The sequence below is a fragment of the Streptomyces sp. NPDC005963 genome (assembly GCF_040638655.1).
In the GTDB taxonomy this organism is placed as follows: Bacteria; Actinomycetota; Actinomycetes; order Streptomycetales; family Streptomycetaceae; genus Streptomyces.
The window spans coordinates 70,381-94,431 of the sequence record NZ_JBEXVD010000006.1 but is presented as its reverse complement, the minus strand read 5'-3'; the positions used below and the strand labels follow the sequence as shown (position 1 = coordinate 94,431).

Sequence of the window (24,051 nt, the reverse complement as noted above, 5' to 3'; positions counted from 1 at the left end):
GGCGCCCGCACCCGCTTGCTTGGGCCGCGCGCGGGCGCCGCTTTGCCTTGTCTCACTGCCGCTCAACTGCCTTGCCATAGCCGCAACTTACCCGTTCGGCATCTACTTGACGACTTGGAAAGTGGATGCCAGGATGACATCTCAAATGGACGGCAGTGCGCATGGTCAGATCTCGGCGGTATCCGATGAGAGGCAGATGCGGAATGGCTGAACAGAGCCCGTCCCACGAGGCGGCGATCCTGCTCCAACAGGTCATCAAGCGCTACCCGGGGCCCCATGGAGACATCGAAGCCCTCGCCGGCATCGACCTCTCCGTGCACCAGGGGGAGATCTTCGGCCTCCTCGGCCCCAACGGAGCCGGCAAGACCACCACGATCGAAACCCTCGCCGGTCTGCGTCGCCCCACGAGCGGCACGGTCCGCGTCCTCGGCCACGACCCCGTGACCGAACGCGACCAGATCCGCAAGTACGTGGCGATCCAGCCACAACACGCCGCCGTGTTCGAACAGCAGACGGTGGCGGAACTGCTCAGGGTCTGGGCGTCCCTCTACCCCGACCCCGCGTCGCCCGACGCCATCATCGACATGATGGGGCTGACGGCATCGCGCGATGTCCGGGTGTCGAAGCTCTCCGGCGGCCAACGCCAGCGCCTGTTGGTGGGCACGGCCCTCATCTCGCGCCCACGCCTGCTGGTGCTCGACGAACCGTCGACGGGCATGGACCCCAACGCCCGACAGGAACTGTGGGACGCGGTGCGCACCCACCGCGGATCGGGCGGCACCGTACTGCTGTCGACCCACTCGATGGAAGAGGCCGAGATGCTCTGCGACCGGGTCGCCGTGCTGCACAAGGGCCGGGTCGCCGCCTGCGGAACACCGCAGGACCTGATCAACACCCATGCACCCGACCGTGAGGTGCACTTCACGGTCCCGGCCCGCACCGACCTCGCGCAGCTGCGCGCCACCCCGGGCGTGTCACACGTCGAGGCCCACGACACCGGCACGGACACCAGGGTCGTGGTGCGCACGAGTGACTCGGACGCGGCGTTCGGACTGCTGGCCGGCCCGCTCGGGGCCCGCCACATCCAGATCAAGGAGGCCGGTCTCGAAGCGGTCTTCCGCATCCTCACCGGGGTCGACTTCCACGAGGCCGGCGACACGGACCCATCGGCGGCGCACGACGGCTCGCAGCCCACGGAGACCGAAGGAGTGCTGGCATGATGTCTTCGCCCTCGCGCGAGTTGGCCCTGATGCACGGCCGGGAACTCGTGCGCGACCCCAAGTACTTCTACTTCGCCCTGTTCTTCCCCTTCGGGATGCTGGCCATCTTCCTCAGTCTCGGACTGGCCATGCCGGACGACCCCGATGCACCGGACTTCCTCCAACTGGTCTTCCCGATGTCGATCTTCCTGGCGGTGACCAGCGCAGCCCTGACCGTCACCGCCGGACCGCTCGCGAGCCTGCGCACCAAGGGCACCCTCAGACTGTTGGGCACCACACCCGTGGGGCGGGCCCGGCTCATCTACACGCACATGATCGCCAGGATTCTGATGGTCACCGCCCAGGCGGCAGTCCTCCTCACCCTGGCGGTCGCCCTCGGCAAGGTGGAGTTGAGCCGACTGCCCGCGCTCTTCGGCATCGCCCTGCTCGGCCTCGCCATGTTCGGCGGCATCGGCTATCTGATCGGAGGGCGTCTGTCATCGCCGGACGCCGCAACGAACGTCGGAACACTCGTGCAATTGGCGGCACTGTTCCTCAGCGGCCTTGCGTTCCCCCTGGAGCTCATGCCCGACACCGTCCGTACGACCCTGAGCATGTTGCCCACCTCGTTCTTCGCGGACCTCATGCTGACGCAGATGTCGGAGGGCGATCCGGTGCACCCGGCATGGCTGTCCATCCTGGTCGTCGTCGCCACGACCGCCGTGGTGGTCGTACTCGCCGTCCGCACCTTCAAGTGGGATCAGGGCGAGGCGGCATGAGCACCGCCGGGCGACCGTATGCTCTTGTTCCTGTCCCGCGAGGAGGGTGCCACGATGAATGAGAGGGAAGCACGGGAATCCCTTGCCTCCGCGGATGTGCTGGCCAGCCGGATGCAGGAGAAGCGCCCGCGTCCGGGGCTGATCGTGTTCCTCCTCGGCCTGGCCATGCTGGTGATGACGGCCGCGTACGGCCTACTCGTCCAGCCCTCCTATCCGTACGCCGTGCCGGCGGTGCTGCTCGTGCCGTTCTTCGCCCTCGTCGTCTACACGGCGACCCGTCCGGTGCTGCCGCGCCACCACCGGATCAAGTACGCCACCACGACCGGGATCGGGGCGGCCGTCTACTCGCTCACCATCACCCTCGGTTCGGCCTTCTTCTCCGGTGAACCGCTGTGGTGGGTGCCCGGCGCGGTGTTGTGCGCCGCCCCCTTCTTCGTGATCGGCGTCCTGGACCGCCAGGTCACCCGCACCCCCGTGGCCGGACCGTGACGCATCCGCGCAAGTCCCTCGACACGTTCATCCACGCCCCGGTGCGCTTCTCCATCGCCGCGACGCTCGCTTCGGTCGACGAAGCCGACTTCAGGACGCTCCGGGACACCATCGAGGTCACGGACTCCGCCCTGTCCAAACAGATCGCGCTGTTGGAGCAGGCGGAGTACGTGAAGGTCCGCAAGGCGTTCGTCGGCAAGCGCGCCCGCACCTGGCTCTCCCTCACCCGCAAGGGCCGTACCGCGTTCACCGGTCATATCGCTGCCTTGCAGGAGATCGCCGCGTGGGAGCCGGAGCCGGCGGACGAACTCAGCAAGTGAGCGACGGCGCCCCACGGTGTGGCAATGACCGCACCGCAGGGCACCCCTCCACTGGAAGCCCTCGCTCAGCTCACCGACGGCGGTGCGTGACCACGAGAGCGAGCGGGGCGAGCGCACGCGCCCCCTGGTCGAGGACGCTCACCGGCCCGCTTCCATGAGCGCCGGCTCCACATGGGCGCTCGCGCCACTCTCCCGGATTCCGCTCGTATAGCGCTCGGTTCTTCGCGACCAGTCGAGGTTGCCCCGCATCCACGACCGCATCCCCGCAAGGCAGGGTTCCATCCACGGTGCGCCTCCCGGATGGTTGCGCCGCAGTGCCTCCTCGGCGGTCAAGAACGCGTCCGTACGTGCGGAGACGGCGGCGCACACTTCCTTCCTCGCCCTGTGTTCGTCCCAGCTGCGGTGGTGTCCCACGACGTGCACCAGGTTGTGGACCTCGCCCAACGCACGTTCCTTGGCGTACGAGTACACGTCGTTGACCCAACACACGACATCGCAGGCGGCATCCAGGGCGGTGCGGAAGGCCGGCGAGCGGTGGCACTCGGCGGGGACTTCGACGCCGGCGACGAACTCGACGAGATCCATGCAGACGTAGATGGCACCGGTGTGACGCCGGTTGGCGATGTAGGTCTCCTCGGACGGTACGGCGCCGCTGACGCGGTTCTGGGCCTCCCAGACCGTGGCCGTGGTCAGACACTGCTCCAGGTGGTGGACGAACCTTCGGCGCCAGGCCGCGGACATGCGGCCGGCCGTGCGGTGCCAGAGGTCCGCCAGCGCGGAGGCGACGGGCGAGGCCAGTGCATCACCCGTCGCCGATAAGGCGGTGCCGTCGTCCAGGATGTCCCGCATCAGCGCGACCGCCTGCGTCATGCGTTCCGGGGAGCGTCCGAGGGGACCGTCGTCCAGTTGGTCGTCGACCAGGAAGAGCCAGGCGAACCACTCCGCCATCAGATCGAGTGCCTCGGCGTGGGCCGTCGGATGGACGAGCCCGGCGAACCAGGCGAAGTCGGCGCGTTCGAAGCGCTCACGAGCCTGGGGACTGCGTATCAGACCGTGGTCCCGAGTCCAGACGGCCAGGCGTTGACGGGCCCGGTGCACGTGCGGACTGACGGCGAAGGGAAACGGACAGGCCGTGTCGATCAAAGGGGCTCCCGGGGTGGGTGGGTCAGCGACAGGCGAGACGGAGGTGGATGCCGCCCCGCGGATGCAGTGTGATCAGTGGTTCCGGCGTCACGGCCGGTGCACCGGGGGGCGAGAGCAGTCGATGGCCACGTGCCACCGTGGCCAGTGCCAGGGTGAGCTCGGCCAGCGCGAAGTGCTTGCCGATGCACACGCGCCGACCGCTACCAAAGGGGATGTACGCGTGCTTGGGCCGGGCGGCCACCCGTTCGGGCGTGAAGTTCTCCGGTTCGAAGGTCTCCGGATTCGGCCAGAACTCGGGGTGCCGGTGGAGCAGATAGCTGTTGATGAGGACGTTGCTGCCCGCAGGGATGCGGTAGCCCCCCACGACGTCCTCCTCGCACACGTGCCGCATGGTCTGGTACGCGGGCGAGTAGATGCGCAGCGTCTCATCGATGATCATCCGGGTGTAGACGAGCTGCGGCAGGTCTTCGAACCGCGGCACCCGCCCGGCGAGCACCCGATCCACCTCCTCGTGCAGCCGCGCTTCGGTCTGCGGGTGCCGTGCCAGCAGGTAGAAGGCCCAGGACAGCGTGTTGGTGGTGGTTTCGAAGGCCCCGATACAGAGGTTGAGGACCTCGTGATGGAGTTGCTCCGGATCCATGCCACTGCCGTCGTCGTCGGTGCTGTGCATCAGCAGTGTCAACAGGTCCGGTGATGACGACGGGTCGGGGGCGGGGGCTTCGGTCCGTTGGCGAATCACACCGGAGACGAAGCGATCCATGTCGTCGATGGCGCGTTGCAGTCGTCGACGACGCGGAGTCGGCCAGCTGAGCGGCGGGAACGGAAATCGGAAGAAGGAGCCGAGCACGTCGTTGGCGGTGGCGAAGGCGCGCTCGAAGGACTGGGCCGCGACGCTCACATCGGCGCTGAACAGCGATCGGTTGACGATACGCAAGGCCAACTGACCGATCTCGTCGGTGATGTCGACCAGTGCGTCGGGAGACGGGCGACGGCCCCAACGGTCCAACATCTCCACCGTCTCGTGCGTCATGTTCTCGGTGAATCCCGCGATGGTGCGGGGTGTGAAGAGGGGTGCCATCATGCGCCGTTGGCGACTCCACCGCTCTTTGTCGGCGACGGCGATCAGCCCCTCACGGAGCACCGGTCTGACCACTTTGAAGATGGTTGCGTTCTTGTCGTAGCGCTGTTCGCCGTCGACCAGGATGTGTTGGATGTGATCGGGATGGTTCGCTAGAACCATGGGGAGGCCCAACGGCCGGAACCGGAAGAGGTCCCCGTGACGGCCGACGTTGTCGGCGAGGAATCCCAATTGATCGCGTTTGAAGGCGAGGGCTCCTCCGAGCAGGTCCCGGGAACCAGCGGTGGGAAGCTCTCGTGGGGTGGTGGTACGGGGCATGGGGTCAGCGACTCCCTGGGGTTGGTGGATCCCGTGCTACGGGTGCGGGCCGGCGGTGCGCAGGGCTCGGACGAGGCGTGACGGGTCGTGCGGGTTGTGCCATCACGGTGCTGGTACGGCTCGGTACGAACGGAGTTGTGTCCGCTGCACCACGGAAGCCGAACGGCGCGCCTGATCGACCTGCATGGGAGGTCGGCCGGCAGGGCACTCCGTTCCGGTCCGGACGGCGACAGCCGGGAGTGATCGGCACATGCCCCGTGGCCCCTGTTCGGGGCCACGGTGAACAGGCCGCTGCGCACGAAGTGGCTGCTGCATCCCGCCTGCTCATGGAGCATCCGGCCCGTCGGACCGGCCCCTCACGGCCGCTCACGATCGTGCTGGTCGCCCCAGGGGGAATCAGCAGGGCTGTCGACCACCATCCGGGCACGGGACGGTGGACATGAGGGCGGAACACGGTTCCACCGCCCTCACCGCGATCACACTGCCCACGTACCGGAGAGGTCGTATCCGATGTCCGTCAGTCCCCCGTTACCCCCGCCCGTTGGGTCGAACGGTCATGCGATGTCGACCCGGTCATCCTTCCCCGAACAACCCCTTCGAGCGAGATGCGTTCAAGCCACGTTCGGAAAGGGGCACGACTGGTCGTCGGCGCCCCGAAGCACCCTGCCGGTCTGTTGGTCGGAGCTGGCCCGGGCACCGAATCACGATCGCTGGCAGGTCAACCGCCATGATTAACTCGGTCCGGCCTGAACATGTCGGTTCGGGTCCGGTGCGGAATCTCCCACCAGAGCTGTGCTGTTCACTGAGGAAGTACGGGGAATCATGAGGACCACCACGCGAATGATGACCACGGGTGCCGCCGCAATAGCGTTGCTGGGAGCGTCCGTCACCGTTGCCGAGGCCCAGGTCGTACCGCGCGCAGCTGCCGCCTCCGGAGTATGGCACTGCTCAGGTGCCAAGATCTCGCGGTGCATTGAGAAGGTCGCCGCGAACAAGGTTCGGGTGAACTTCGTCAACAAGACGAACAAGGCCGTCAAGGGGCGGTTCGGCCTGACGTGCCAGGGGAGCTCCGGCCAGCGCGTCTACGAGCTGAAGAAGAACCTCACGGCGCGTGGCGGATACCTCTCCGGCACGATCACCTGCCCCAGCGGGTTGAGGGACTACGCCTTCGGATGGCAGATCACCGCGGACACCTACTACAGCCCCACGATCAAGATCTGACCCACACTCCGGGAGACGCCCTACCAGCTCGTCAGAAATGCCGGAGCTGGTGGGCGTTGGGACTGGTGACGCGACCGGTTCATCCTCCGCCCGGTCTGTAGGGCGTGGCCGGGAGCAGGTTCACGGGTCAGTCCCGCAGTGCCGGGATGATGTGCTGACCGTACGCGTCGATCGTGGCTTCCTTCGCGTCGTGCATGTCGTAGACCGCGAACTGGTCGACGCCCAGTTCCCGCAGGGTCTTCAGCTTCTCGATGTGGGCCTCGACCGGGCCCAGCAGACAGAAGCGGTCCACGATGTCGTCGGGGACGAAGTCCGTGGACGGGTTCCCGGCACGGCCGTGGTGACTGTAGTCGTAGCCGTGCCGCTCCCTGATGTACGCGGTCAGAGCCTCGGGAATCACATCGGAGTGCTCGCCGTAGCGGGAGACCAGATCGGCCACGTGGTTGCCGACCATCCCGCCGAACCAACGGCACTGGTCGCGGGCGTGCGCAAGGTCATCGCCGACGTACGCGGGGGCCGCCACGCACACCGTGATGGACGCCGGGTCGCGTCCGGCCTCGACGGCTGCCGTGCGCACGGCCTTCACCATCCACTCCGTCAGATACGGGTCGGCCAGTTGGAGGATGAAGCCGTCGGCCTTCTGACCTGCGAGGGCGAGTGCCTTCGGTCCGTACGCGGCCATCCACACGGGCAGCTTCCCGTCCTTCACCCAGGGAATCCGCAACAGCTGTCCGTCGACCTCGGTCTCGCGCCCCTCGGCCAAGTCCCGGATGACGTCGATGGCCTCGCCGAGGCGGGCGAGCGTGTTGGGTTTGCGTCCGGCGACCCGCATCGCGGAGTCGCCGCGCCCGATGCCGCACACCGTGCGGGGACCGTACATGTCGTTGAGCGTGGCGAAGGTGGAGGCGGTGACCTCCCAGGTCCTGGTGCCAGGGTTGGTGACCATCGGTCCGACGACCAGGCGTTCGGTGTGTTCGAGGATGCGGCTGTAGATGACGAAGGGCTCCTGCCAGAGCACCGCGGAGTCGAAGGTCCAGCCGTAGGTGAACCCCTGGCGTTCCGCACGCCGCATCAGATCGACGACGGCCGATGCCGGCGGGTCCGTCTGGAGGACGAGTCCGAAGTCCATGTGTCGGGGCTCCTTGCTCCGCGGTGCTCGCGGTCCGTGGCTGAAGTGGCCGATCGGGCGCCGATCAGCCGAGGTACTGGCAGGTGCCCCGCGGGACGTACTGGCCGTGCCCGGCGCGGCCGGTGAACTCGCGCCGGTCGATGACCACCTCGCCGCGCGACAGCACGGTCTCCACCTGACCGGTGATGTCCTTGCCCTCGTACGCCGAGTAGTCGACGTTCATGTGGTGGGTCTCGACCGACAGCGTCTGCGGCTGCCGCGGATCGTAGATGACGACGTCCGCATCGGCCCCGGGGGCGATGGTGCCCTTCTTGGGGTAGAGGCCGAACATCCTGGCCGGCGTGGCGCAGGCGATCTCGATCCAACGGCGACGGGTGATGTGTCCGTCGAGCACGGCCTGATGGAGGAGGTCCATCCGGTTCTCCACCCCGGGCAGTCCGTTGGGAATCTTGGAGAAGTCACCGCGTCCCAACTCCTTCTGACCGGTGAAGCAGAACGGACAGTGGTCGGTGGAGACGACCTGGAGGTCGTTGGTGCGCAGTCCGCGCCAGAGCGCCGTCTGATGTTCCCGGGGTCGCAGCGGCGTGCTGCACACGTACTTCGCGCCTTCGAAGTCCGGTTCGGCGAGGTCGTCGGTGGAGAGGAAGAGGTACTGCGGACAGGTCTCGCCGAAGACGTTCAGACCCTTGTCTCGTGCGACGGCGATCTCGTCGAGGGCTTCCTCGGCCGATACGTGGACGACGTACAGGGGTGCGCCGGCGACCCTGGCGAGTTGGATCGCCCGATGGGTGGCCTCGGCCTCCAGCAGGGCCTTGCGGACCTCCCCGTGATACCGGGGGTCGGTGCGACCTGCGGCGAGGGCCTGTTCGACGAGGACGTCGATGGCGATGCCGTTCTCCGCGTGCATCATGATCAGTCCGCCGTTGTCGGCGGATCGCTGCATGGCGCGCAGGATCTGGCCGTCGTCGCTGTAGAAGACGCCGGGATAGGCCATGAACAGCTTGAAGGAGGTGACCCCTTCCTGCACCAACCGATCCAGCTCGCGCAAGGACGACTCGTTGACGTCGGAGAGGATCATATGGAAGCCGTAGTCGATCGCGCAGTTGCCGTCCGCCTTGGCGTACCAGGCGTCGAGCCCTTCGCGCAGTCGGTGTCCGACGGACTGCACCGCGAAGTCGATGATGGTGGTGGTGCCGCCCCAGGCGGCGGCCCGGGTCCCGGTTTCGAAGGTGTCGGAGGCGAAGGTGCCCCCGAAGGGCAGTTCCATGTGGGTGTGGGCGTCGACTCCGCCCGGGATGACATAGCGGTTGGCCGCATCGATGGTGCGGTCGGCGGTCCAGGACTCGGCGATGGCGGAGCCGTGTGCGGCGAGTGCGACGATCCTGCCGTCCTCGATGAGTACGTCGGCGTGGGTCTCGTCCGCCGCGGTGATGACGAGACCGCCGCGGATGAGAGTGCGAGTGCTGCTCATGTGCTGCTGCGCTCCCTACTGGTGGGTACGTGGTCGGTGCGTGCCCCGCCCCGCCTTCGGTGTGCCGGCAGCACCAGGGGGTGCGTCCGGCGGGCGTCCTCCGCGTGGGTGAAGGGGTGAAGGGTCCCGCCCGACTGCGGGCCCGTCTCATGGACCGGGGCCGACATCGGGTCGGCCGCCCGGGACGCGGTCCCGTGCAGCCCGTCGCAGACCCCCTCTACGCGGCGCGCAGCGCGTGCGCCATGATCGCCGCGCCTTCTTCCGCTTCCGCGATGGTCAGGGAGAGCGGCGGTGCGATCCTCAGCGCGCTGGTGTTGTGGCCGCCGCCCTTCCCGATCAACAGGCCGTTCTCGCGGGCCGCCTCCAGCACGTTCGACGCGGCCTGCGGATCGGCCTCGTCGGTGCCGGGTTTGACCAGCTCGATCCCGATCATCAGCCCCCGGCCACGTACCTCCCGTACCGAGGGGACCTGGGCGCTGACCGCCCGCAGTCGTTCGATCAGCAGTCCGCCCACCCGGCGCGCATTGCCCTGGAGGTCGTGCTCCAGCAGGTGGTTCAGGTTGGCGTTGCCCGCGGCCATGGTGATCGGGGAACCGCCGAAGGTGGAGATGGAGTTGGCGTCCAGGGAGTTCATGATGGCGGCGGGGGCGACGACTCCGCCGATGGACATGCCGTTGCCGATGCCCTTCGCGAAGGTGATGATGTCCGGCGGCCCGTTCTCCGCGTGTGCCTGCCATCCCCAGAAGTGGTCCCCGGTCCGTCCCCAGCCGGTCTGGACCTCGTCGGCGATCCAGAGGATGCCGTGCCGGTCGAGGACCTCGCGGAAGGCCGCGTAGAGGCCGTCCGGCGGTGAGGTGAATCCGCCGACGCCCTGGATGGGTTCGGCGATCAGCGCAGCCACGTCGCGGGTGTGGCCGAGGAGGTCTTCCAGATCGGCGACGCAGGCGCGGATGAACCGCTCGTCGGACAGTTCGGCGTAGGGGCCCCTGGTGCGCACTCCCCCATGGACGTACAGGGGTTGGACCGGGGAGAGCGTGGTGGTGGTCCAGGCGCGGTTGCCGGTGAGCGAGACGGCCGAGAACGAACGGCCGTGGTAGCTGTTGCGCATGGCCAACACCTGGTTGGAGCGGCGGTGGGCGGTGGCGAGCAGCAGGGCGGTGTCGTTGGCCTCGGTGCCGGAGGTGGTGAAGAAGACCCGTGCGTCGGGGATGCCGGACAGGGCGGCGATGCGTTCGGCGAGTTCGACCATGGGCCGGTTGAGGTAGAGCGTGGAGGAGTGGATGATCCGTGCGGCCTGTTCGGCCACCGCCTTGGTGACCTCGGGCAGGGCGTGGGCGGTCATGGTGGTGAGGATGCCGCCGAAGAAGTCGAGGTAGCGGTTGCCTTCGGCGTCCCAGATGTATCGGCCCTCGCCGTGGGAGAGTTCGATGGGCTGCCGGTAGTAGAGGGCGACCCAGTCGGGGATGACGGCCCGGTGCCGGTCGTGGAGGGTCACGGCTGCACCAGCCCTTCGTAGGCGTCCGGGCGGCGATCGCGGTAGAACGCCCACTGTTGTCGGACGGTGTCGATCAGATCGAAGTCGAGATCCCGGACGAGGAGTTGTTCCGCCTTGTCGCTGGCCGGGTCGCCGACGAACTGGCCGCGGGGATCGACGAAGTAGCTGGTGCCGTAGAAATCGTTGTCGCCGTACTCCTCTTGACCGACGCGGTTGATCGCGGCGACGAAGTACTCGTTGGCGACGGCTGCCGCAGGTTGTTCCAACTGCCAGAGGTAGGCGGACAGACCCCGGGAGGTGGCGGACGGGTTGTACACCAGTTGGGCGCCGTTGAGGCCGAGTTGGCGCCAGCCCTCGGGGAAGTGGCGGTCGTAGCAGATGTAGACGCCGACCCTGCCGACGGCGGTGTCGAACACGGGCCAGCCGGCGTTGCCCGGGCGGAAGTAGAACTTCTCCCAGAAGCCCTTGACCTGCGGGATGTGGTGTTTGCGGTACTTCCCCAGATAGGAGCCGTCGGCGTCGATCACGGCCGCGGTGTTGTAGTAGAAGCCGGCGCCCTCGACCTCGAAGACGGGGACGACGATCACCATCCCGGTCTCGCGGGCCAGTTCCTGCATCCGCAGGACGGTGGGCCCGTCCGGGACGGGCTCGGCCCAGCGGTAGTGCTCGGAGTCCTGGACCTGGCAGAAGTAGGGGGCGTTGAAGACTTCCTGGAATCCGATCACCCGCGCGCCCTGTCGGGCTGCCTCACGAGCGTGTTCCTCGTGCTTGGCAATCATGGATTCGGTGTCGCCTGTCCAGGTCGCCTGGACCAGTGCGGCGCGTACGACAGTGGCCATGGGCTGCTCCTTCGGCCGGGCGTCAGCGAGCCTCTACGCACGTAGACGCGGTGCGTAGAGGGAGAACGTAAGCCCCGTCACACATCGGGGCAAGACCATCGGAGTCAACCCGCAGAATCGATCTTGTTTCACCCGAGCGGACGACGAGCCCGGCAGCAACAGGGTTCCCAGCCGACTCAACCGGCTCAGCCGGCTCCAGTTGCACCCGAGCGCACCTCAGGGCGTCCTCGGGGCACGAGACATGACGGTTCGACAGATCATCGAGCCGGTGACGGCGTGGCGGAAGCGGCCGACGACGCGAACGTCCCGCAGCCTTCGGCCCGTCCAACCGTCAGAGGGTCAGAGGGTCACCGCGATGCCAGTGTGGGGGCGCTTCCCGCGCCGGACCACCATCGCCGGCCAGTCGACGAGCCAGAACTGCCAGGTGTACTTGCGGGCGAGCAGGGAGCGCACCCGGGCCGTGCCTTGCGCATCCAGCAGTTCGGCGGTGCCCTCGGCAGTGGGGGCGCCCTCCGCGATCCGCCCGCGGGCGTCGCAGACGGAGACGACGACCCGGGGGTCGTTGCGCAGCCGCTTGACCTTCCAGGAGTCGGTACGGGTCCAGGCGTAGAGCTTTCCGCCGTCCTCGGCGAACCACACGGGCGTGGCGACCCCGGTGCCGTTCTTGCGGAAGGTGGTCACGCTCAAGTACCGGGCGGCGGCGAAGTCGGTGGCGGTCACGGGCACGAGCCTAGGGCCTTTCCTTCGGATCTTGCTGGGCACGCTCAGGCTGCGGGCACCAGGGCGCAGCGGACCACCAGCTCATCCATGGAGAGTCCGAGTGCGGAGGCCAGGGCGGCCACGGTGAAGAACGCCGGTGTGGGGGCGCGGCCGGTCTCGATCTTGCGAAGGGTCTCGGGGGAGATCCCGGCGACCATGGCGACCTCGACCATGCTGCGATCGCCTCGCGCCGTGCGCAACATGCGACCGAGTCGCTCGCCGCGTTCGCGCTCTTCGGGGGTGAGGGGTGTGCGAACCATGGCGTTATTCTAATGCCGGTATTCGAATACCGCCAGGACCGGTATAGTAATTGGCATGGTAGAGATCAAAACCGATCAGTCGATCGAAGCGATGCGCGAGGCCGGGCGGATCGTGGCCGGTGCTTTGACCGCGGCCCGTGAGGTCGCGGCCGTGGGAGTGACCCTGCGGGAGGTGGACGCCGCAGCGCGGGCCGTCCTCGCCGAGGCCGACGCCCTGTCGCCCTTCCTCGGCTATCACCCGTCCTGGGCCCCCGTCCCCTTCCCCGCCGTCGTCTGCGCGTCGGTCAACGACACGATCGTCCACGGCATCCCGGACGACTACCGGCTGCGCGACGGCGACCTGCTGAGCCTGGACTGCGGCGCAACGCTCGCCGGCTGGGTGGGTGACGCAGCGGTGAGCTTCACCGTGGGGCGCGCCAGGCCCTTTGACCTCCGGCTCATCGAGACCGTCGAAGCCGCTCTTGAAGCCGGTATCGCGGCGGCCGTCGTCGGCAGCAGGATCGGCGACATCGCCCATGCCATCGGCCGCGTGTGCCGCTCGGCCGGCTACGGCATTCCGGACGGTTACGGAGGCCACGGCATCGGCCGACGGATGCACGAGGACCCCGGCGTCCCCAACGAGGGCCGGCCCGGGCGGGGCATGGTGCTGCGCCACGGCATGGTGCTGGCCATCGAGCCCATGGTGATCGCGGGCGGCACGGACGACCACTACACCGCCAAGGACGGCTGGACGGTCCGTACGATCGACGGCAGCCGGGCCGCCCACGCGGAGCACACCGTGGCCATCACCGATGACGGACCGCGCGTGCTCACCGTCCTGTGAATCGGCCGGCCCGACCCCGTCAGCCGTTCGCGACGAACTGCTTGGCCAGCGAGTCCCCGAGCGTCACCGCGGCGCTGTGGCTCTCGATCGGGGACGCCTTGGAGTTCTTGAAGAGGATGTAGGTGACGCCCGAGGCAACCCCGCCCGTGGCCGGGTCGGGGTCGATGCCGAGGGACTCGGCCATGGCGTAGGACGCCTCACCGATGATCCCGGTGGGCCCTGTGTCCCCGACGACTCCGTACCGGACCTTGCCGTCGTAGACCACCGCCACCACCGACCCGCCCTTGATCCCGAAGTCGGTGTAGCGCCAGGTCGAACTGGGGCTGGGCACCACGATGAACGGCAGTTCCTCCGCGCTCAGCGGTCTGCCGTCCGACTGATGGAAGGCGGTATCGGGGAGGAACCAGGGGTCGGTCTGGGCATTGCACCGGGTGGTGGCCCGACCGTCGCAGTCGATGTCCAGATCGGCCGTCCAGAACACCGCCTCGTCGGTGCCGCAGACCGGGACGGACTTGGTTCCTCCGGCGTCCTTGGCGTACTTCCCGCTGGAGATCTGCGTACAGGTCCCCGTCCTGGCCAGCAGTTCCGCCGCCCCTACGGTGCCCTCGCGCACGCCGTACGCATCGGGGGTGACGACCCGCTGAATCGGCTGCGCCTCGGCAGGCAGGGCGGCGGAGCCGAGCAGGGCCGCCCCCGCGAGCGCGGCGACGAGTGCGGGGACCAGAGTGGATGAACGCATGGGAAGATCACCTTTCTGTGCGGAAATGCGTCCTTACCCGCTCCCGCACAGAACCGATCCCCCGCCGTCGCCGGCGTCGGGGCAGACGTTCATACAACAACAGCGGCCCGTCCGGCAGTTGATGCCGAACGGGCCGCGGGTGAACGAGGGGCCGGACGGAGTACGCCCGCCCGAACGGCGGCGCGGTCCAAAATGCCGGCCGGAACCTCGCTACGGGTTGCCGCTGGGCCGCACCACCATGGCCGAGCCGCCGCCCCGACGCACCTTCTCCGCCGCGGCGAGCCATCGCCCGTCGGGGAGCCGCTCGATCCCCGTTGCGGCCCCGATCTCCGCATTGAGACGGAAGCGGTGGCCGATCTTCTCCAGCCGCGTCCGCAGGGTGCTGTCCCAGAGCCCCGGCTCCAACTCGGTCGTGGTCTGGTTGCGCTGGCTGGCCCGCGGGGCTGCGATCGCCTCCACCAGGGGCAGTCCACGGTCCAGACGGCCCGTCAGGGTCTGGAGCACGGTGGTGATGATCGTCGCACCGCCCGGAGAGCCCAGTGCCAGCACCGGCCGCCCCTCGTCGAGGACGATCGTGGGCGAGATGGACGAACGCGGACGCTTGCTCGGACCCGGCAGGTTCGGGTCGTGCACGGCCGGGCTCGCCGGCGCGAAGGAGAAGTCCGTCAACTCGTTGTTCAGCAGGAAGCCCCGGTTCGGCACGGTGATCCCGCTGCCCCCCGTGGACTCGATCGTCAAGGTGTATGCGACGACGTTGCCCCACTTGTCGGCCGTCGTCAGATGGGTGGTGTTCTCCCCCTCGAAGGTGGTCGGTGCGGTCTTGCCCTTGTTGGCGCAAGCAACGGGCTTGCGAGGGTCACCCGGGGCGAGCGGGCTGGTGAGCACCGCATCGTCCTTGATCAGGCAGCCCCGTGAGTCGGCGAACCGCTGGGAGAGGAGTTCCTTGACGGGAACGTCCTCGAAGGCGGGGTCACCCACCCAGCGGCCCCGGTCGGCGAACGCGATCCGGCTGGCCTCGATGAAACGGTGCAGGTACTGGGTCTTGGTGACGTCCGCGAGATCGGTGCGCTCCAGGATGTTCAGCGCCTCGCCCACGCTGGTGCCGCCCGAGGACGACGGACCCATGCCGTAGACGTCCAGGCCCCGGTAGGAGATCTTCGTGGGTGCACGCCGGATGGTGTCGTAGGTCCGCAGGTCCTTGGTGGTGAGGTCACCGGGCCTGACCTTGCGGGTCACCCCGTCCCCGACGGGCGGTTTGCGGACCGTGCGCACGATGTCCGTGGCGATGTCACCCCGGTAGAGCGCCTTGACGCCCTCCCGTCCGATCGTCTTGTAGGTGCGGGCGAGATCGGGGTTCTTGAAGACGGTACCGACCACGGGCAGCTTCCCCCGGGGGAGGAAGAGTTCGGCGCTGGCCGGGAAGTCGGCGAAGCGCTCCTGATTGGCCTCGGTCTGGGAGCGGAAGGTGGCGTCCACGATGAATCCGTCGCGCGCCAACCGCTCCGCGGGCTTCAGCAACTCGTCCAGGGGCTTGCTGCCCCAACTGTCGAGCGCGCTGTCCCAAGTGGCCGGCGTACCGGGGGTGCCCACGCCCAGTCCGCTGGTCTGGCCCTCGGCGAACGGGATCGGCTGGCCCTTCTCCTGGAAGAGGTCGGGGCCCGCGGAGCGCGGCGCGGTCTCCCGACCGTCGATGGTGTGGACCGTACGGGTCCTGGCGTCGTAGTGGACGAAGAAGCCACCGCCGCCGATGCCCGCCGAGTACGGCTCGGTGACGCCCAGGGCAGCAGCGGTGGCGATCGCCGCGTCCACGGCATTGCCCCCTCGTTTGAGCACCTCGATGCCGGCGGCCGAGGCGTCCGGATCGACGCTGGCCACGGCGCCACCGTGACCGACGGCCACCGGTGACTTCGCGGGTGTCTTCAGTAAGGGCGTGGTCTGCGAGGGCGCGGCGGCCCCCAGCGAGACCATAGCTGCCGCGACGGTCAGAACGGTCGCGTTGCGGGCGGCGGTTCGGCCCATGTGGATACCTCCAGTCAACATGCGTCCGCGCACTGTAACTTCACCCGGCCGGGGTCGGCAGGACACCTGGCCGGGACTGCATCGAACGGCGGTGCGACGGCAGCGATAGGCTGCGCGCCCATGAACGACGACGTACGCAACATCGTGCTCGGTGTGGTGGCCGCCGGGATCAGCGCCACGCTCGGTTGGCTCGCCCGTACCTACCTCCTGCGACGCAAGCTGCTGCGCAAGCAGACCTTCTTCGGACTGCCCTCGAACTCGGAGTCCTTGCTGGTCGTCAACCGGGAAGCAGGCCGGGACGGGTCGGTGCACCGCTTTGACGTGTTCGCCCTGCTGGAGTTGTCCGCGCTCATCAAGGACTGCGAGGCACAGGCCGAGATCGTCTGGCACGACATCGCCCGACAGGGCTTCGGGGAGCGTACGGAGTTCTGCGTGGGCGGGCCGTACTCAAATCGGCGGATGGCGGCGCATCTGCACCATTTGCTCCCCGGGGTGCGCATCAACGTCGATCCCCAGCCGGGCCCGGACCAGGGCGCGTTCCAGATAGGTGCGGATCGCTACCGGTTGGAGGCGGGAGTGGCGGAATACGTACTCCTGGCTCGATTGACCGCCCATCAGGACGCCCGGCCGGTCTTCCTCTTCTGTGGTCAGCGCGCCATCACCAACCAGGCGGCCACCCGCTATCTCGCCCGGCACCACGAGGGGCTGGCGCGCAAGCACGGACGGAACTCGTTCTGCCTGCTGCTGAAGGTGGTCAACTCGCAGGCGTACGGTCCCGACGTCGTCGAGGTGGTCGCGGACGTGACGGTCGCGGCGAGGACACCGCTGCCCTCCGGTGGCGCCCCGCGGACCGCCACCGGATGAGGCGAGCCGGTGCCCGGACGGCACCAGGGTGCGCGCTCCGGATCGTGCGGCACCTTCCTGGACGGACGACCAAGGAGAGCGGCGCCCCCGTCGTGTGGCGCTTCGACGCGGGCCCGCTCGGCCTCGGCAAGCGGGTCGACCCGGCGCCCGGTACGCCACGGGCTGACCCCTGGTGGGCCGTGCACCGTGACGCGGAGCGGTCCTCCACGCCGGTGAAGTGCCGGACCGCACCCGTGTCACCGTGGTCGTGGACGCCCTCGACCTGCTCTCTCCATCGAGCACGACCCTGCCGGCGCAGCTGACCTTCTCCTCGTCCGCGACCGCCCCTCACCATCCGTGGGTGTCGCGACGCCAGAAGTGATCACCGGCTGCGGCCGGAGCCCCGTCGGGGGGCTCCGGGTCATGCCCCATGTACTGCTGCCCTGCCTCCTACGGCTTGGGGGGACCCCCGGACAGCAGCGTCCCTGGATCGGCCGGGGTGATCTCCACGGCCTCCGTCTTTGGATTGCGACGCTGCCGCCTGGCCACCCAGTTCGCGAACCAGGAGAGCAACATACACATCCCGATGTAGATCGGCGAGATCACCATCACCACGGGGATGAAGGGCAGATCGTAGTCGAGGTTCGAGGCGATGAGCTTGCCCGCGTGGAGGAATTCCTCGTAGGTGATCAAATAGCCGAGCGAGGTGTCCTTCAGTGCCACCACGAGCTGACTGATGATCGTCGGCAGCATGGCGCGGACGGCCTGGGGCACCAGCACATGGGTCATGACCTGGGTCTTGCGCATCCCCAGCGCGTACGCGGCCTCGCGCTGGCCGCGGTCCACCGAGTTGACGCCGGCGCGGAAGACCTCGGCGAGGACCGAGCCGTTGTAGAGGGTGAGGCCCGCGACCAGAGCGGGAAGGGGCTGGACCTTCAGCGCGACGAAGATGAAGAAGATCATCACCAGGACCGGCATCGCCCGGAAGAACTCCACGAGCAGGGTGGACAGCCAGCGCACCGGCGCGTGGTCCGAGAGCCGTCCGCAGGCCAGCACGGTGCCGAGGACCAGGGACAGCACCGCGGCGTACGCGAACGCCTTGAGGGTGTTGCCCAGACCGCGCAACAGCAGTTCCTGAATGCCCTGGTACTCGAAGGGCGTCCACTTGGCGGCGGTGAACTGCCCGGTGTCGAAGAGCAGATAGAGGATCCAGCCGAGCAGGGCGGCGATGGCGACGGTCGAGACGATCCCGTAGAGGCGGTGCCGCTGACGGGTCTTGGGCCCCGGGATGTCGTAGAGGGCGGTGGAATCGGTCATCGGGCGACTCCATAGCGCTTCTCCAGCACGTTGAACAGCGCACTGATGGACAGGGTGATGATCAGATAGCCGACGGCGATCCAGACGAAGGTCCAGATAATGTTGTAGCCGAGTTCGCTGAGCGTCTTGTAGGTGCCGAGGAGTTCGGTGACGCTGAACGCGCCGGCGATCGCGGAGTTCTTCGCCAGCGCGATGATCGTCGAACCGACCGGCGGGATGACGCTGCGGAACGCCTGGGGCAGCACCACGTTGTTGAGGGTCTGGCTGAAGGTCATGCCCAGGCTGCGGGCCGCTTCGCCCTGCCCCTTGGGGACGGTGTTGATGCCCGAGCGCAGCGCCTCGCAGATGAAGGCGGAGGTGTAGCAGCCGAGGGCCAGGACCGCGAACACCTTGAAGGGCAGGACCAGGCCGAACCGGGGCAGCCCGAGGAGGACGGCGAAGAACAGCAGGGTCAGGGGGGTGTTGCGGAGCACGGTGACCCAGACCGTGCCGATCACCCGGAAGGAGCCCACGGGCGCCACCCGGAAGGAGGCCATCAGAAAACCGAGGACGAGCGCGAGGAGCGAGGAGTAGACCGTCAGTTCGACGGTACCGAGGAAGCCTTCTCCGTAGGTGGAGAAGTTGTCGGTCAGTACGTTCACTTCGGTCCTCAGCTCGCCGGGTAGCGGTCGATCGGGGGCGGCTCGGGTGCGGGGACGCCCGAGAGACCGAGCGTGGCGTTGTACGCCTTCTTCCAGTTGCCGTTCTTCTCGTTGGCCTCCAGGGCGTCGTCGATGGCGAAGCGCAGGGCGTTGTCCTTGCGGGGCACTCCGATCCCGTAGGGCTCCTCGGAGAAGGGCTTGCCGACGACCTTCAACTCGTCCGGCGCCTTGGCCGCGTATCCGGTGAGGATGGCGTTGTCCGTGGTGACCGCATCGACCTGATAGGTCAGGAGGTTGTCGACGCAGATGGAGTACGTGTCGTAGGCGACGAGGTCGGCCTTCGGGTAGTCGGCCTGGATGCGCTGGTAGGGCGTCGATCCGGAGGCCGAGCAGACCCTCTTGCCGGCGAGGTCTTCGGGGCCCTTGATGTCCTCCTCGTCCGCGCGGACCAACAGGTCCTGACCGGCCATGTAGTACGGGCCTGCGAAGCCGACGAGCTTCTTGCGGTTGTCGTTGATGGTGTAGGTGCCGACGTAGTAGTCGATCTGACCGTTCTGGAGGGCCGTCTCCCGGTTGGCGGAGGCGATCGTACGGAAGGCGATCTTCTGTGGATCGAGCCCGAGCGAGGCGGACACCATCCGCGCGATCTCGATGTCGAAACCCGAGTACAGACCGGTGGCGGGGTCCTTCTCACCGAGGTAGGGCTGGTCCTCCTTGGCCCCCACCACGAAGTGGCCGCGTCGCTTCGCCTTGCGCCAGGTCGGTGATTCCTCCAACTGGAAGGCCGTGTTGACCTGGTACTCGGGCAGTTGGTCCGGCTGTGGTCCCTTGACCGGGGGGCTGCCCTCCTTGCCGCAGGCCGTGGCGGCGAGGGCCGCGAGCACCAGTGCCGTCAGGGCACGTCTGATCCGCATGTGTCGGCCCCGTCAGTGCTTGAGGATCTTGGAGAGGAAGTCCTTGGCGCGCTCGCTCTCCGGATGGGTGAAGAAGTCCTCGGGGGTCCGGTCCTCGATGCAGCGGCCGTCGGCCATGAAGATGACGCGATTGGCGGCCGACCGGGCGAAGCCCATCTCATGGGTGACGACGACCATGGTCATTCCGTCCCGGGCGAGTTGCTGCATCACCTCAAGGACCTCGTTGATCATCTCGGGGTCGAGGGCCGAGGTCGGCTCGTCGAACAGCATGACCTTGGGTTCCATGGCGAGCGCTCGTGCGATGGCCACGCGCTGCTGCTGTCCGCCGGAGAGTTGCGCCGGGTACTTGTCGGCCTGCGAGGCCAGCCCCACTCGATCCAGCAGTTCCCGCGAGCGTCTCTCCGCTTCTTCCTTCTTCCGGCCGCGGACCTTGATCGGAGCCAGGGAGACATTGGCCAGAACGGTCTTGTGGGCGAAGAGGTTGAAGGACTGGAAGACCATCCCGACGTCGGCCCGCAGCCTGGCGAGCCCTTTGCCTTCCTCCGGCAGGGGTTCGCCGTCGATGGTGATCGTGCCCGACTCGATGGTCTCCAGCCGGTTCATGGTCCGGCAGAGGGTCGACTTCCCCGAGCCCGACGGCCCGATGACCACCACCACCTCCCCGCGCCCGACGGTGAGGTTGATGTCCTGGAGAACGTGCAACTGCCCGTAGTACTTATTGACGTCCCGCAGCTCGATCAACGGATCGACGACGGCCATACGCTGCCCTACCCACTCATCGCTGTGTCGAGGTCAGCGCAAACTATCCATCCCGATAAGGGACTTCACGCGCGACACGCATAAATAGGGCATAAGCCGTATTTATCTCAGCGGACTTCCGGGCGCCCGGGTCGCCGCGGTCGGTGGATGACGGGCGAATCCGGCAGGGGCTACGCCTCGGCCGCCTCCGCATAGACCTGCGCCAACTCGGGCGCGCCGTGAACCGCCCAGTCCAGGCCCGCCTCGACCACGCTGATCTCCCGACCCGAGGCAAGCCGCACCACAGGGTGACCACCCGGCCAGATGTGCCAGACGGCCCCGGGAACCGTGCGCACGATGACCGTACCGAGGTAGAGGCCCGCGTCATTGCCCACCCAGGGCAGTTCCTCGGGATCGTCCCGCCAGCGCGGCGGAAGCTGGTCGAGCGCGGCCAATGAATCCGGGCTGTCATCCAGTTCGAGCCCCAGCCGCTCGGCCCGGACACGAAGGAGCTCGCACTCCGAGAGCAACTCGGCGATGGCCGCCGCCCGCTCCGGGTCGCTCTCCGCTGCGGCCCGCTGGTCCTCCTGGTCAGCGCCGTGACGTTTGAGCCAATGGTCCAAGAAAGGGATGTTCACACCACTCACCCTCGCATTCCCGCCGCCAGCCGCACCACAAGGCACGCGACGGCGGTCATCGGTGTCGTCGGACGACGTCGGTCGATCGGTGGCCGATAGTCAGACGGTGACGTCGACCACGACCGGGGCATGGTCCGATGCTCCCTTGCCCTTGCGCTCCTCACGGTCGACGTAGCCGTCCTTGACTGATTCCCTGAACGGCTCGTTGCCATAGACGAGGTCGATGCGCATGCCGCGGTTCTTCGGGAAGCACAACTGACGGTAGTCCCAGTAGGTGAACGGATGATCGTACTTGAGTGGCCGCGGCACCACATCGGCCAGACCCGTCTCCCGCAGAGCGGCGAGCGCGGCCCGCTCGGGCTCAGTGACGTGCGTGCTGCCCTCGAAGGCCGCCCGGTCCCAGACGTCGTCGTCCGTGGGCGCGATGTTGAAGTCGCCCAGGACGGCAAAGGGCCGCTCCCCCGCCGCGTCCTCGGCGACCGCGGTCTTCAGCGCGGCCAGCCAGCTCAGCTTGTAGGCGTAGTGATCGTGTGAAACCTCTCGGCCATTGGGCACGTAGACCGACCACACGCGCACCGGGCCGCAGGTGGCGGAGATCGAACGGGGCTCCTGGACGCCCCCGTACTCCGGGCCGCCCGGCAGCCCCTTGACCACATCGGACAGACCGACCTTGGAGAGCAGCGCCACGCCGTTCCACCGGCCGTCCGCGTGGATGGCGGACTCATAGCCGATCTCCCGCAGCTCCGCGGCCGGGAACTGCTCCTCGGTGCACTTGGTCTCCTGGATGCAGAGCACATCCGTGCCGCTGCTCTCCAGCCAGGCGAGCAACCGCGGCAGCCGAGCGGTGATCGAGTTGACGTTCCATGTGGCGATGCGCATGGGGAAAGCCTAATGCCGGGGTGTGACACTCCGGGCTCGGCGGGGCAGCCGGCCGGTCGGGCGTTCGTCGAGTGAATGACCGAAAAGGAACCCCATCACACGGCGATGCTCTCGCCGGCACCCAGTCGCGTGTGCTCGGCCCCGCCCAGATTGCCGATGTGCGTGTCGTAGACCGGCCGGGCGAGGTCCGTGAGCAGGGCGTCGTGGACATCGACGGCCCGTCGCGGCTTCACCTCGCGTACGTAGTCGATGACCTCGGCGATCTTGTTCCACGGCGCGTGGACGGGCAGCATCAAGGTCTCGACGGCTACCTCCGGCACGGTGAGGGCGTCACCGGGGTGGAAGACGGAGCCGTCCACCAGATAGCCGACGTTCGTCACCCGCGGGAGGTCCGGGTGGATCACGGCATGGAGCTCCCCGTGCACCTGCACATTAAATCCGGCCACGGAGAACGTGTCGCCGTGGCCGACGGTGTGGACGCGACCGGGATAGGCCGCCGACAGCTGTTCGGCGACGCTCCGCAGCGTCCACACCTCGGCCCCGGAGGCGAGGGCGGAGCGCAGCCGCCCCTCGTCGAAGTGGTCGAGGTGCTCATGGGTGATCAGTACGGCGTCAGCGCCGTCGGCGGCGTCCTGCTCGCTGAAGGCGCCGGGGTCGATCACCAGGACCGCCCCGTCCTTCTCCAAACGGATGCAGGCGTGCTTCTTCTTCGTCAGCTCCATGGGCACATCCTGCTACGGACCCGGTGTCGTCTCCTGCCGAATGACTTCACGGGCCACGGAAAAAGCGGAGTTCGCCGCCGGAACGCCGCAGTACACGGCGGTGTGGAGCAGGATCTCCTTGATCTCCTGCGGAGTCAGCCCATTGCGGAGCGCGGCCCTGGTGTGGGTCGCCAGCTCCTCCCGATAACCCCCTGCCACCAATGCCGTCAGGGTGATGACACTGCGTGTTCGTCGGTCGATGCCGTCCCGACTCCAGACCTCGCCCCAGGCGTACCGGGTGACCAACTCCTGGAAGTCGTCGCCGAAGGCGTCGGCCCGCGCGGTCACCTCGTCGACGTGGGCGTCGCCGAGGACCTCGCGGCGGACCTTCACCCCCGGCTCATACGGATCGGCACGGCCCGGAAACGCCGGTTCGACCACCGGTGCGACCTCGGCCGCGGGCACGACCGGAGCCGAGGCCGCGGGCGCGAGTTGCGGTGCGGGGATCGCGGACAGGGTGTCCTGGGCGACTCCGGCGAAGTGGCGGACGAGAAGATCCGTCACCGCGGCCGGCTGCTCGACGGGCGCCAGGTGGGAGGCTCCCGGCACCAGCGCGAGCCGCGCGTCCGGGATCCCCGCGACCAGGGTGCGCGCCTCGGCGGGACCGGTGATCTGGTCCTCGGAGCCGACGAGCACCAGGGTGGGGACGCCTATGCGGCCCAGTTCCGTACGGGCGTCGAAGGCGGCCAGCGCTTCACAGGCGGCGATGTAGCAGCCGGGGTCCGTGGTGCGGACCATCTGGACGGCCCACTCGACGATCGCCGGCTGGGCGGCGGCGAAGCCCTGGGTGAACCAGCTCTCGGGCGCGCTGCGGGCCATCGGCTCCAGACCGTTGGTGCGGACCACGACGCCGCGCCGCCGGAACTCGTCGGCGGTGCCGAAGCGGGGCGAGGCCGCGACGAGCGCGAGCGAGGCGACGCGGTGCGGATGGCCGAGTGCCAATTCGATGCCGATCGCACCCCCGATGGAACAGCCGGTGTAGCCGAAGCGCTGGATGCCCAGCCCGTCGAGGGTGGCGAGGAGGCGTTCGGCGAGTTCGCCGATAGAGGCGGCGGGCTGGGCCGGAGCGCCCCCGTGACCGGGCAGGTCGTAGCGCAGCACGCGCCATTCGCGGGAGAGTTCCTCGATCTGTCGATCCCACATATGCCATGTGGTACCGAGGGAGGGACCCAGGATCAGGACCGGGGCGTCGTCCGGCCCGTCCATGCGGTACTGAAGGGTCTGCGGGGGTGGGTTCTC

26 protein-coding genes are annotated in these 24,051 nt (G+C 68.1%); 8 read left to right on the top strand and 18 right to left on the bottom strand.

Features of this window, described 5'->3' with window-relative positions; translation table 11 throughout:
- Window positions 1-203 precede the first annotated feature (203 nt).
- Genes ABZ348_RS11715 through ABZ348_RS11700 form a run of 4 tightly spaced genes read left to right on the top strand, consistent with a single transcriptional unit; the run spans window position 204 to window position 2,787 of the window.
- Complete coding sequence (locus tag ABZ348_RS11715) at window positions 204-1,220, top strand: ABC transporter ATP-binding protein (protein ID WP_358931812.1); 1,017 nt, start codon at window positions 204-206, stop codon at window positions 1,218-1,220.
- Entirely contained in the window at window positions 1,217-1,978 is a 762-nt protein-coding gene (locus tag ABZ348_RS11710) for an ABC transporter permease (RefSeq protein WP_358931810.1), read from the top strand. The genes ABZ348_RS11715 and ABZ348_RS11710 overlap by 4 nt, the downstream gene beginning before the upstream one ends.
- Window positions 1,979-2,032: 54 nt before the next feature.
- Window positions 2,033-2,467 carry a hypothetical protein gene (locus tag ABZ348_RS11705; RefSeq protein ID WP_358931809.1) on the top strand — a complete coding sequence of 145 codons (435 nt, stop codon included), beginning with the start codon at window positions 2,033-2,035 and terminating at the stop codon, window positions 2,465-2,467.
- A complete protein-coding gene (locus ABZ348_RS11700) occupies window positions 2,464-2,787 on the top strand; it encodes a transcriptional regulator (RefSeq protein ID WP_358931807.1) in 324 nt (107 codons plus the stop codon). The genes ABZ348_RS11705 and ABZ348_RS11700 overlap by 4 nt, the downstream gene beginning before the upstream one ends.
- Before the next feature lie 138 nt (window positions 2,788-2,925).
- On the opposite strand, the gene ABZ348_RS11695 is transcribed toward ABZ348_RS11700, so the two are convergent.
- Together ABZ348_RS11695 and ABZ348_RS11690 are read right to left on the bottom strand one after the other, a co-directional pair.
- Window positions 2,926-3,930, bottom strand: a complete 1,005-nt coding sequence (locus tag ABZ348_RS11695; protein WP_358931805.1) for a terpene cyclase — start codon at window positions 3,928-3,930, stop codon at window positions 2,926-2,928.
- Window positions 3,931-3,952: 22 nt separating this feature from the next.
- Entirely contained in the window at window positions 3,953-5,326 is a 1,374-nt protein-coding gene (locus ABZ348_RS11690) for a cytochrome P450 (protein ID WP_358931803.1), read from the bottom strand.
- A gap of 822 nt (window positions 5,327-6,148) precedes the next feature.
- On the opposite strand from ABZ348_RS11690, the gene ABZ348_RS11685 reads away from it, so the two are divergent.
- Window positions 6,149-6,547, top strand: coding sequence for a hypothetical protein (locus ABZ348_RS11685; RefSeq protein ID WP_358931801.1), 399 nt, complete (start codon window positions 6,149-6,151; stop codon window positions 6,545-6,547).
- Window positions 6,548-6,674: 127 nt separating this feature from the next.
- Here ABZ348_RS11685 and ABZ348_RS11680 read toward each other — a convergent pair whose 3' ends face one another.
- The 6 genes from ABZ348_RS11680 to ABZ348_RS11655 all read right to left on the bottom strand — a co-directional run bounded on the left by ABZ348_RS11680 (window position 6,675) and on the right by ABZ348_RS11655 (window position 12,500).
- Window positions 6,675-7,676, bottom strand: a complete 1,002-nt coding sequence (locus tag ABZ348_RS11680) for a TIGR03842 family LLM class F420-dependent oxidoreductase (RefSeq protein ID WP_358931799.1) — start codon at window positions 7,674-7,676, stop codon at window positions 6,675-6,677.
- A 64-nt stretch (window positions 7,677-7,740) separates the two neighbouring features.
- Window positions 7,741-9,147 carry a dihydropyrimidinase gene (gene hydA, locus ABZ348_RS11675; protein ID WP_358931797.1) on the bottom strand — a complete coding sequence of 469 codons (1,407 nt, stop codon included), beginning with the start codon at window positions 9,145-9,147 and terminating at the stop codon, window positions 7,741-7,743.
- Between the two features lie 217 nt (window positions 9,148-9,364).
- Window positions 9,365-10,642, bottom strand: coding sequence for an aspartate aminotransferase family protein (locus tag ABZ348_RS11670; RefSeq protein ID WP_358931795.1), 1,278 nt, complete (start codon window positions 10,640-10,642; stop codon window positions 9,365-9,367).
- Window positions 10,639-11,481 (bottom strand): nitrilase-related carbon-nitrogen hydrolase, encoded by an 843-nt coding sequence (locus tag ABZ348_RS11665; protein WP_358931794.1) that lies wholly within the window; start codon window positions 11,479-11,481, stop codon window positions 10,639-10,641. Before ABZ348_RS11665 ends, ABZ348_RS11670 begins: the two co-directional genes overlap by 4 nt.
- 339 nt (window positions 11,482-11,820) lie before the next feature.
- Entirely contained in the window at window positions 11,821-12,201 is a 381-nt protein-coding gene (locus tag ABZ348_RS11660; protein ID WP_358931792.1) for a PPOX class F420-dependent oxidoreductase, read from the bottom strand.
- A gap of 44 nt (window positions 12,202-12,245) precedes the next feature.
- Complete coding sequence (locus ABZ348_RS11655; RefSeq protein ID WP_358931790.1) at window positions 12,246-12,500, bottom strand: helix-turn-helix transcriptional regulator; 255 nt, start codon at window positions 12,498-12,500, stop codon at window positions 12,246-12,248.
- A 55-nt stretch (window positions 12,501-12,555) separates the two neighbouring features.
- Between ABZ348_RS11655 and map the strand changes: the two genes are divergently transcribed.
- Window positions 12,556-13,323: a type I methionyl aminopeptidase gene (gene map, locus ABZ348_RS11650; protein WP_358931788.1), complete on the top strand. Its 768-nt coding sequence runs from the start codon at window positions 12,556-12,558 to the stop codon at window positions 13,321-13,323.
- 19 nt (window positions 13,324-13,342) lie between these two features.
- On the opposite strand, the gene ABZ348_RS11645 is transcribed toward map, so the two are convergent.
- Together ABZ348_RS11645 and ggt are read right to left on the bottom strand one after the other, a co-directional pair.
- Window positions 13,343-14,062, bottom strand: coding sequence for a glycoside hydrolase family 75 protein (locus ABZ348_RS11645; RefSeq protein WP_358931786.1), 720 nt, complete (start codon window positions 14,060-14,062; stop codon window positions 13,343-13,345).
- A gap of 210 nt (window positions 14,063-14,272) precedes the next feature.
- Window positions 14,273-16,081: a gamma-glutamyltransferase gene (gene ggt, locus ABZ348_RS11640; RefSeq protein ID WP_358931784.1), complete on the bottom strand. Its 1,809-nt coding sequence runs from the start codon at window positions 16,079-16,081 to the stop codon at window positions 14,273-14,275.
- 120 nt (window positions 16,082-16,201) lie between these two features.
- Here ggt and ABZ348_RS11635 point away from each other — a divergent pair, with 120 nt between their 5' ends.
- Together ABZ348_RS11635 and ABZ348_RS11630 are read left to right on the top strand one after the other, a co-directional pair.
- Complete coding sequence (locus ABZ348_RS11635; RefSeq protein ID WP_358931782.1) at window positions 16,202-16,945, top strand: hypothetical protein; 744 nt, start codon at window positions 16,202-16,204, stop codon at window positions 16,943-16,945.
- Between the two features lie 217 nt (window positions 16,946-17,162).
- On the top strand, window positions 17,163-17,306 hold the full coding sequence (locus tag ABZ348_RS11630) for a hypothetical protein (protein WP_358931780.1): 144 nt from the start codon (window positions 17,163-17,165) through the stop codon (window positions 17,304-17,306).
- Between the two features lie 68 nt (window positions 17,307-17,374).
- Here ABZ348_RS11630 and ABZ348_RS11625 read toward each other — a convergent pair whose 3' ends face one another.
- The 8 genes from ABZ348_RS11625 to pcaC form a co-directional block, all read right to left on the bottom strand.
- Entirely contained in the window at window positions 17,375-18,241 is an 867-nt protein-coding gene (locus ABZ348_RS11625; protein ID WP_358931778.1) for an amino acid ABC transporter permease, read from the bottom strand.
- The gene (locus ABZ348_RS11620) at window positions 18,238-18,882 is read right to left on the bottom strand and encodes an amino acid ABC transporter permease (RefSeq protein ID WP_358931776.1); all 645 of its coding nucleotides are present in this window, start codon (window positions 18,880-18,882) and stop codon (window positions 18,238-18,240) included. Before ABZ348_RS11620 ends, ABZ348_RS11625 begins: the two co-directional genes overlap by 4 nt.
- 8 nt (window positions 18,883-18,890) lie before the next feature.
- Window positions 18,891-19,796 (bottom strand): glutamate ABC transporter substrate-binding protein, encoded by a 906-nt coding sequence (locus ABZ348_RS11615; RefSeq protein ID WP_358931774.1) that lies wholly within the window; start codon window positions 19,794-19,796, stop codon window positions 18,891-18,893.
- 12 nt (window positions 19,797-19,808) lie between these two features.
- The gene (locus tag ABZ348_RS11610; protein WP_358931772.1) at window positions 19,809-20,555 is read right to left on the bottom strand and encodes an amino acid ABC transporter ATP-binding protein; all 747 of its coding nucleotides are present in this window, start codon (window positions 20,553-20,555) and stop codon (window positions 19,809-19,811) included.
- Window positions 20,556-20,725: 170 nt separating this feature from the next.
- Entirely contained in the window at window positions 20,726-21,172 is a 447-nt protein-coding gene (locus tag ABZ348_RS11605; protein WP_358931770.1) for a DUF6278 family protein, read from the bottom strand.
- A 99-nt stretch (window positions 21,173-21,271) separates the two neighbouring features.
- The gene (locus ABZ348_RS11600; protein WP_358931768.1) at window positions 21,272-22,051 is read right to left on the bottom strand and encodes an exodeoxyribonuclease III; all 780 of its coding nucleotides are present in this window, start codon (window positions 22,049-22,051) and stop codon (window positions 21,272-21,274) included.
- A 95-nt stretch (window positions 22,052-22,146) separates the two neighbouring features.
- Entirely contained in the window at window positions 22,147-22,773 is a 627-nt protein-coding gene (locus ABZ348_RS11595; protein ID WP_358931766.1) for an MBL fold metallo-hydrolase, read from the bottom strand.
- A 12-nt stretch (window positions 22,774-22,785) separates the two neighbouring features.
- Entirely contained in the window at window positions 22,786-24,018 is a 1,233-nt protein-coding gene (gene pcaC / locus ABZ348_RS11590) for a 4-carboxymuconolactone decarboxylase (RefSeq protein WP_358932217.1), read from the bottom strand.
- Between the last annotated feature and the right edge of the window lie 33 nt (window positions 24,019-24,051).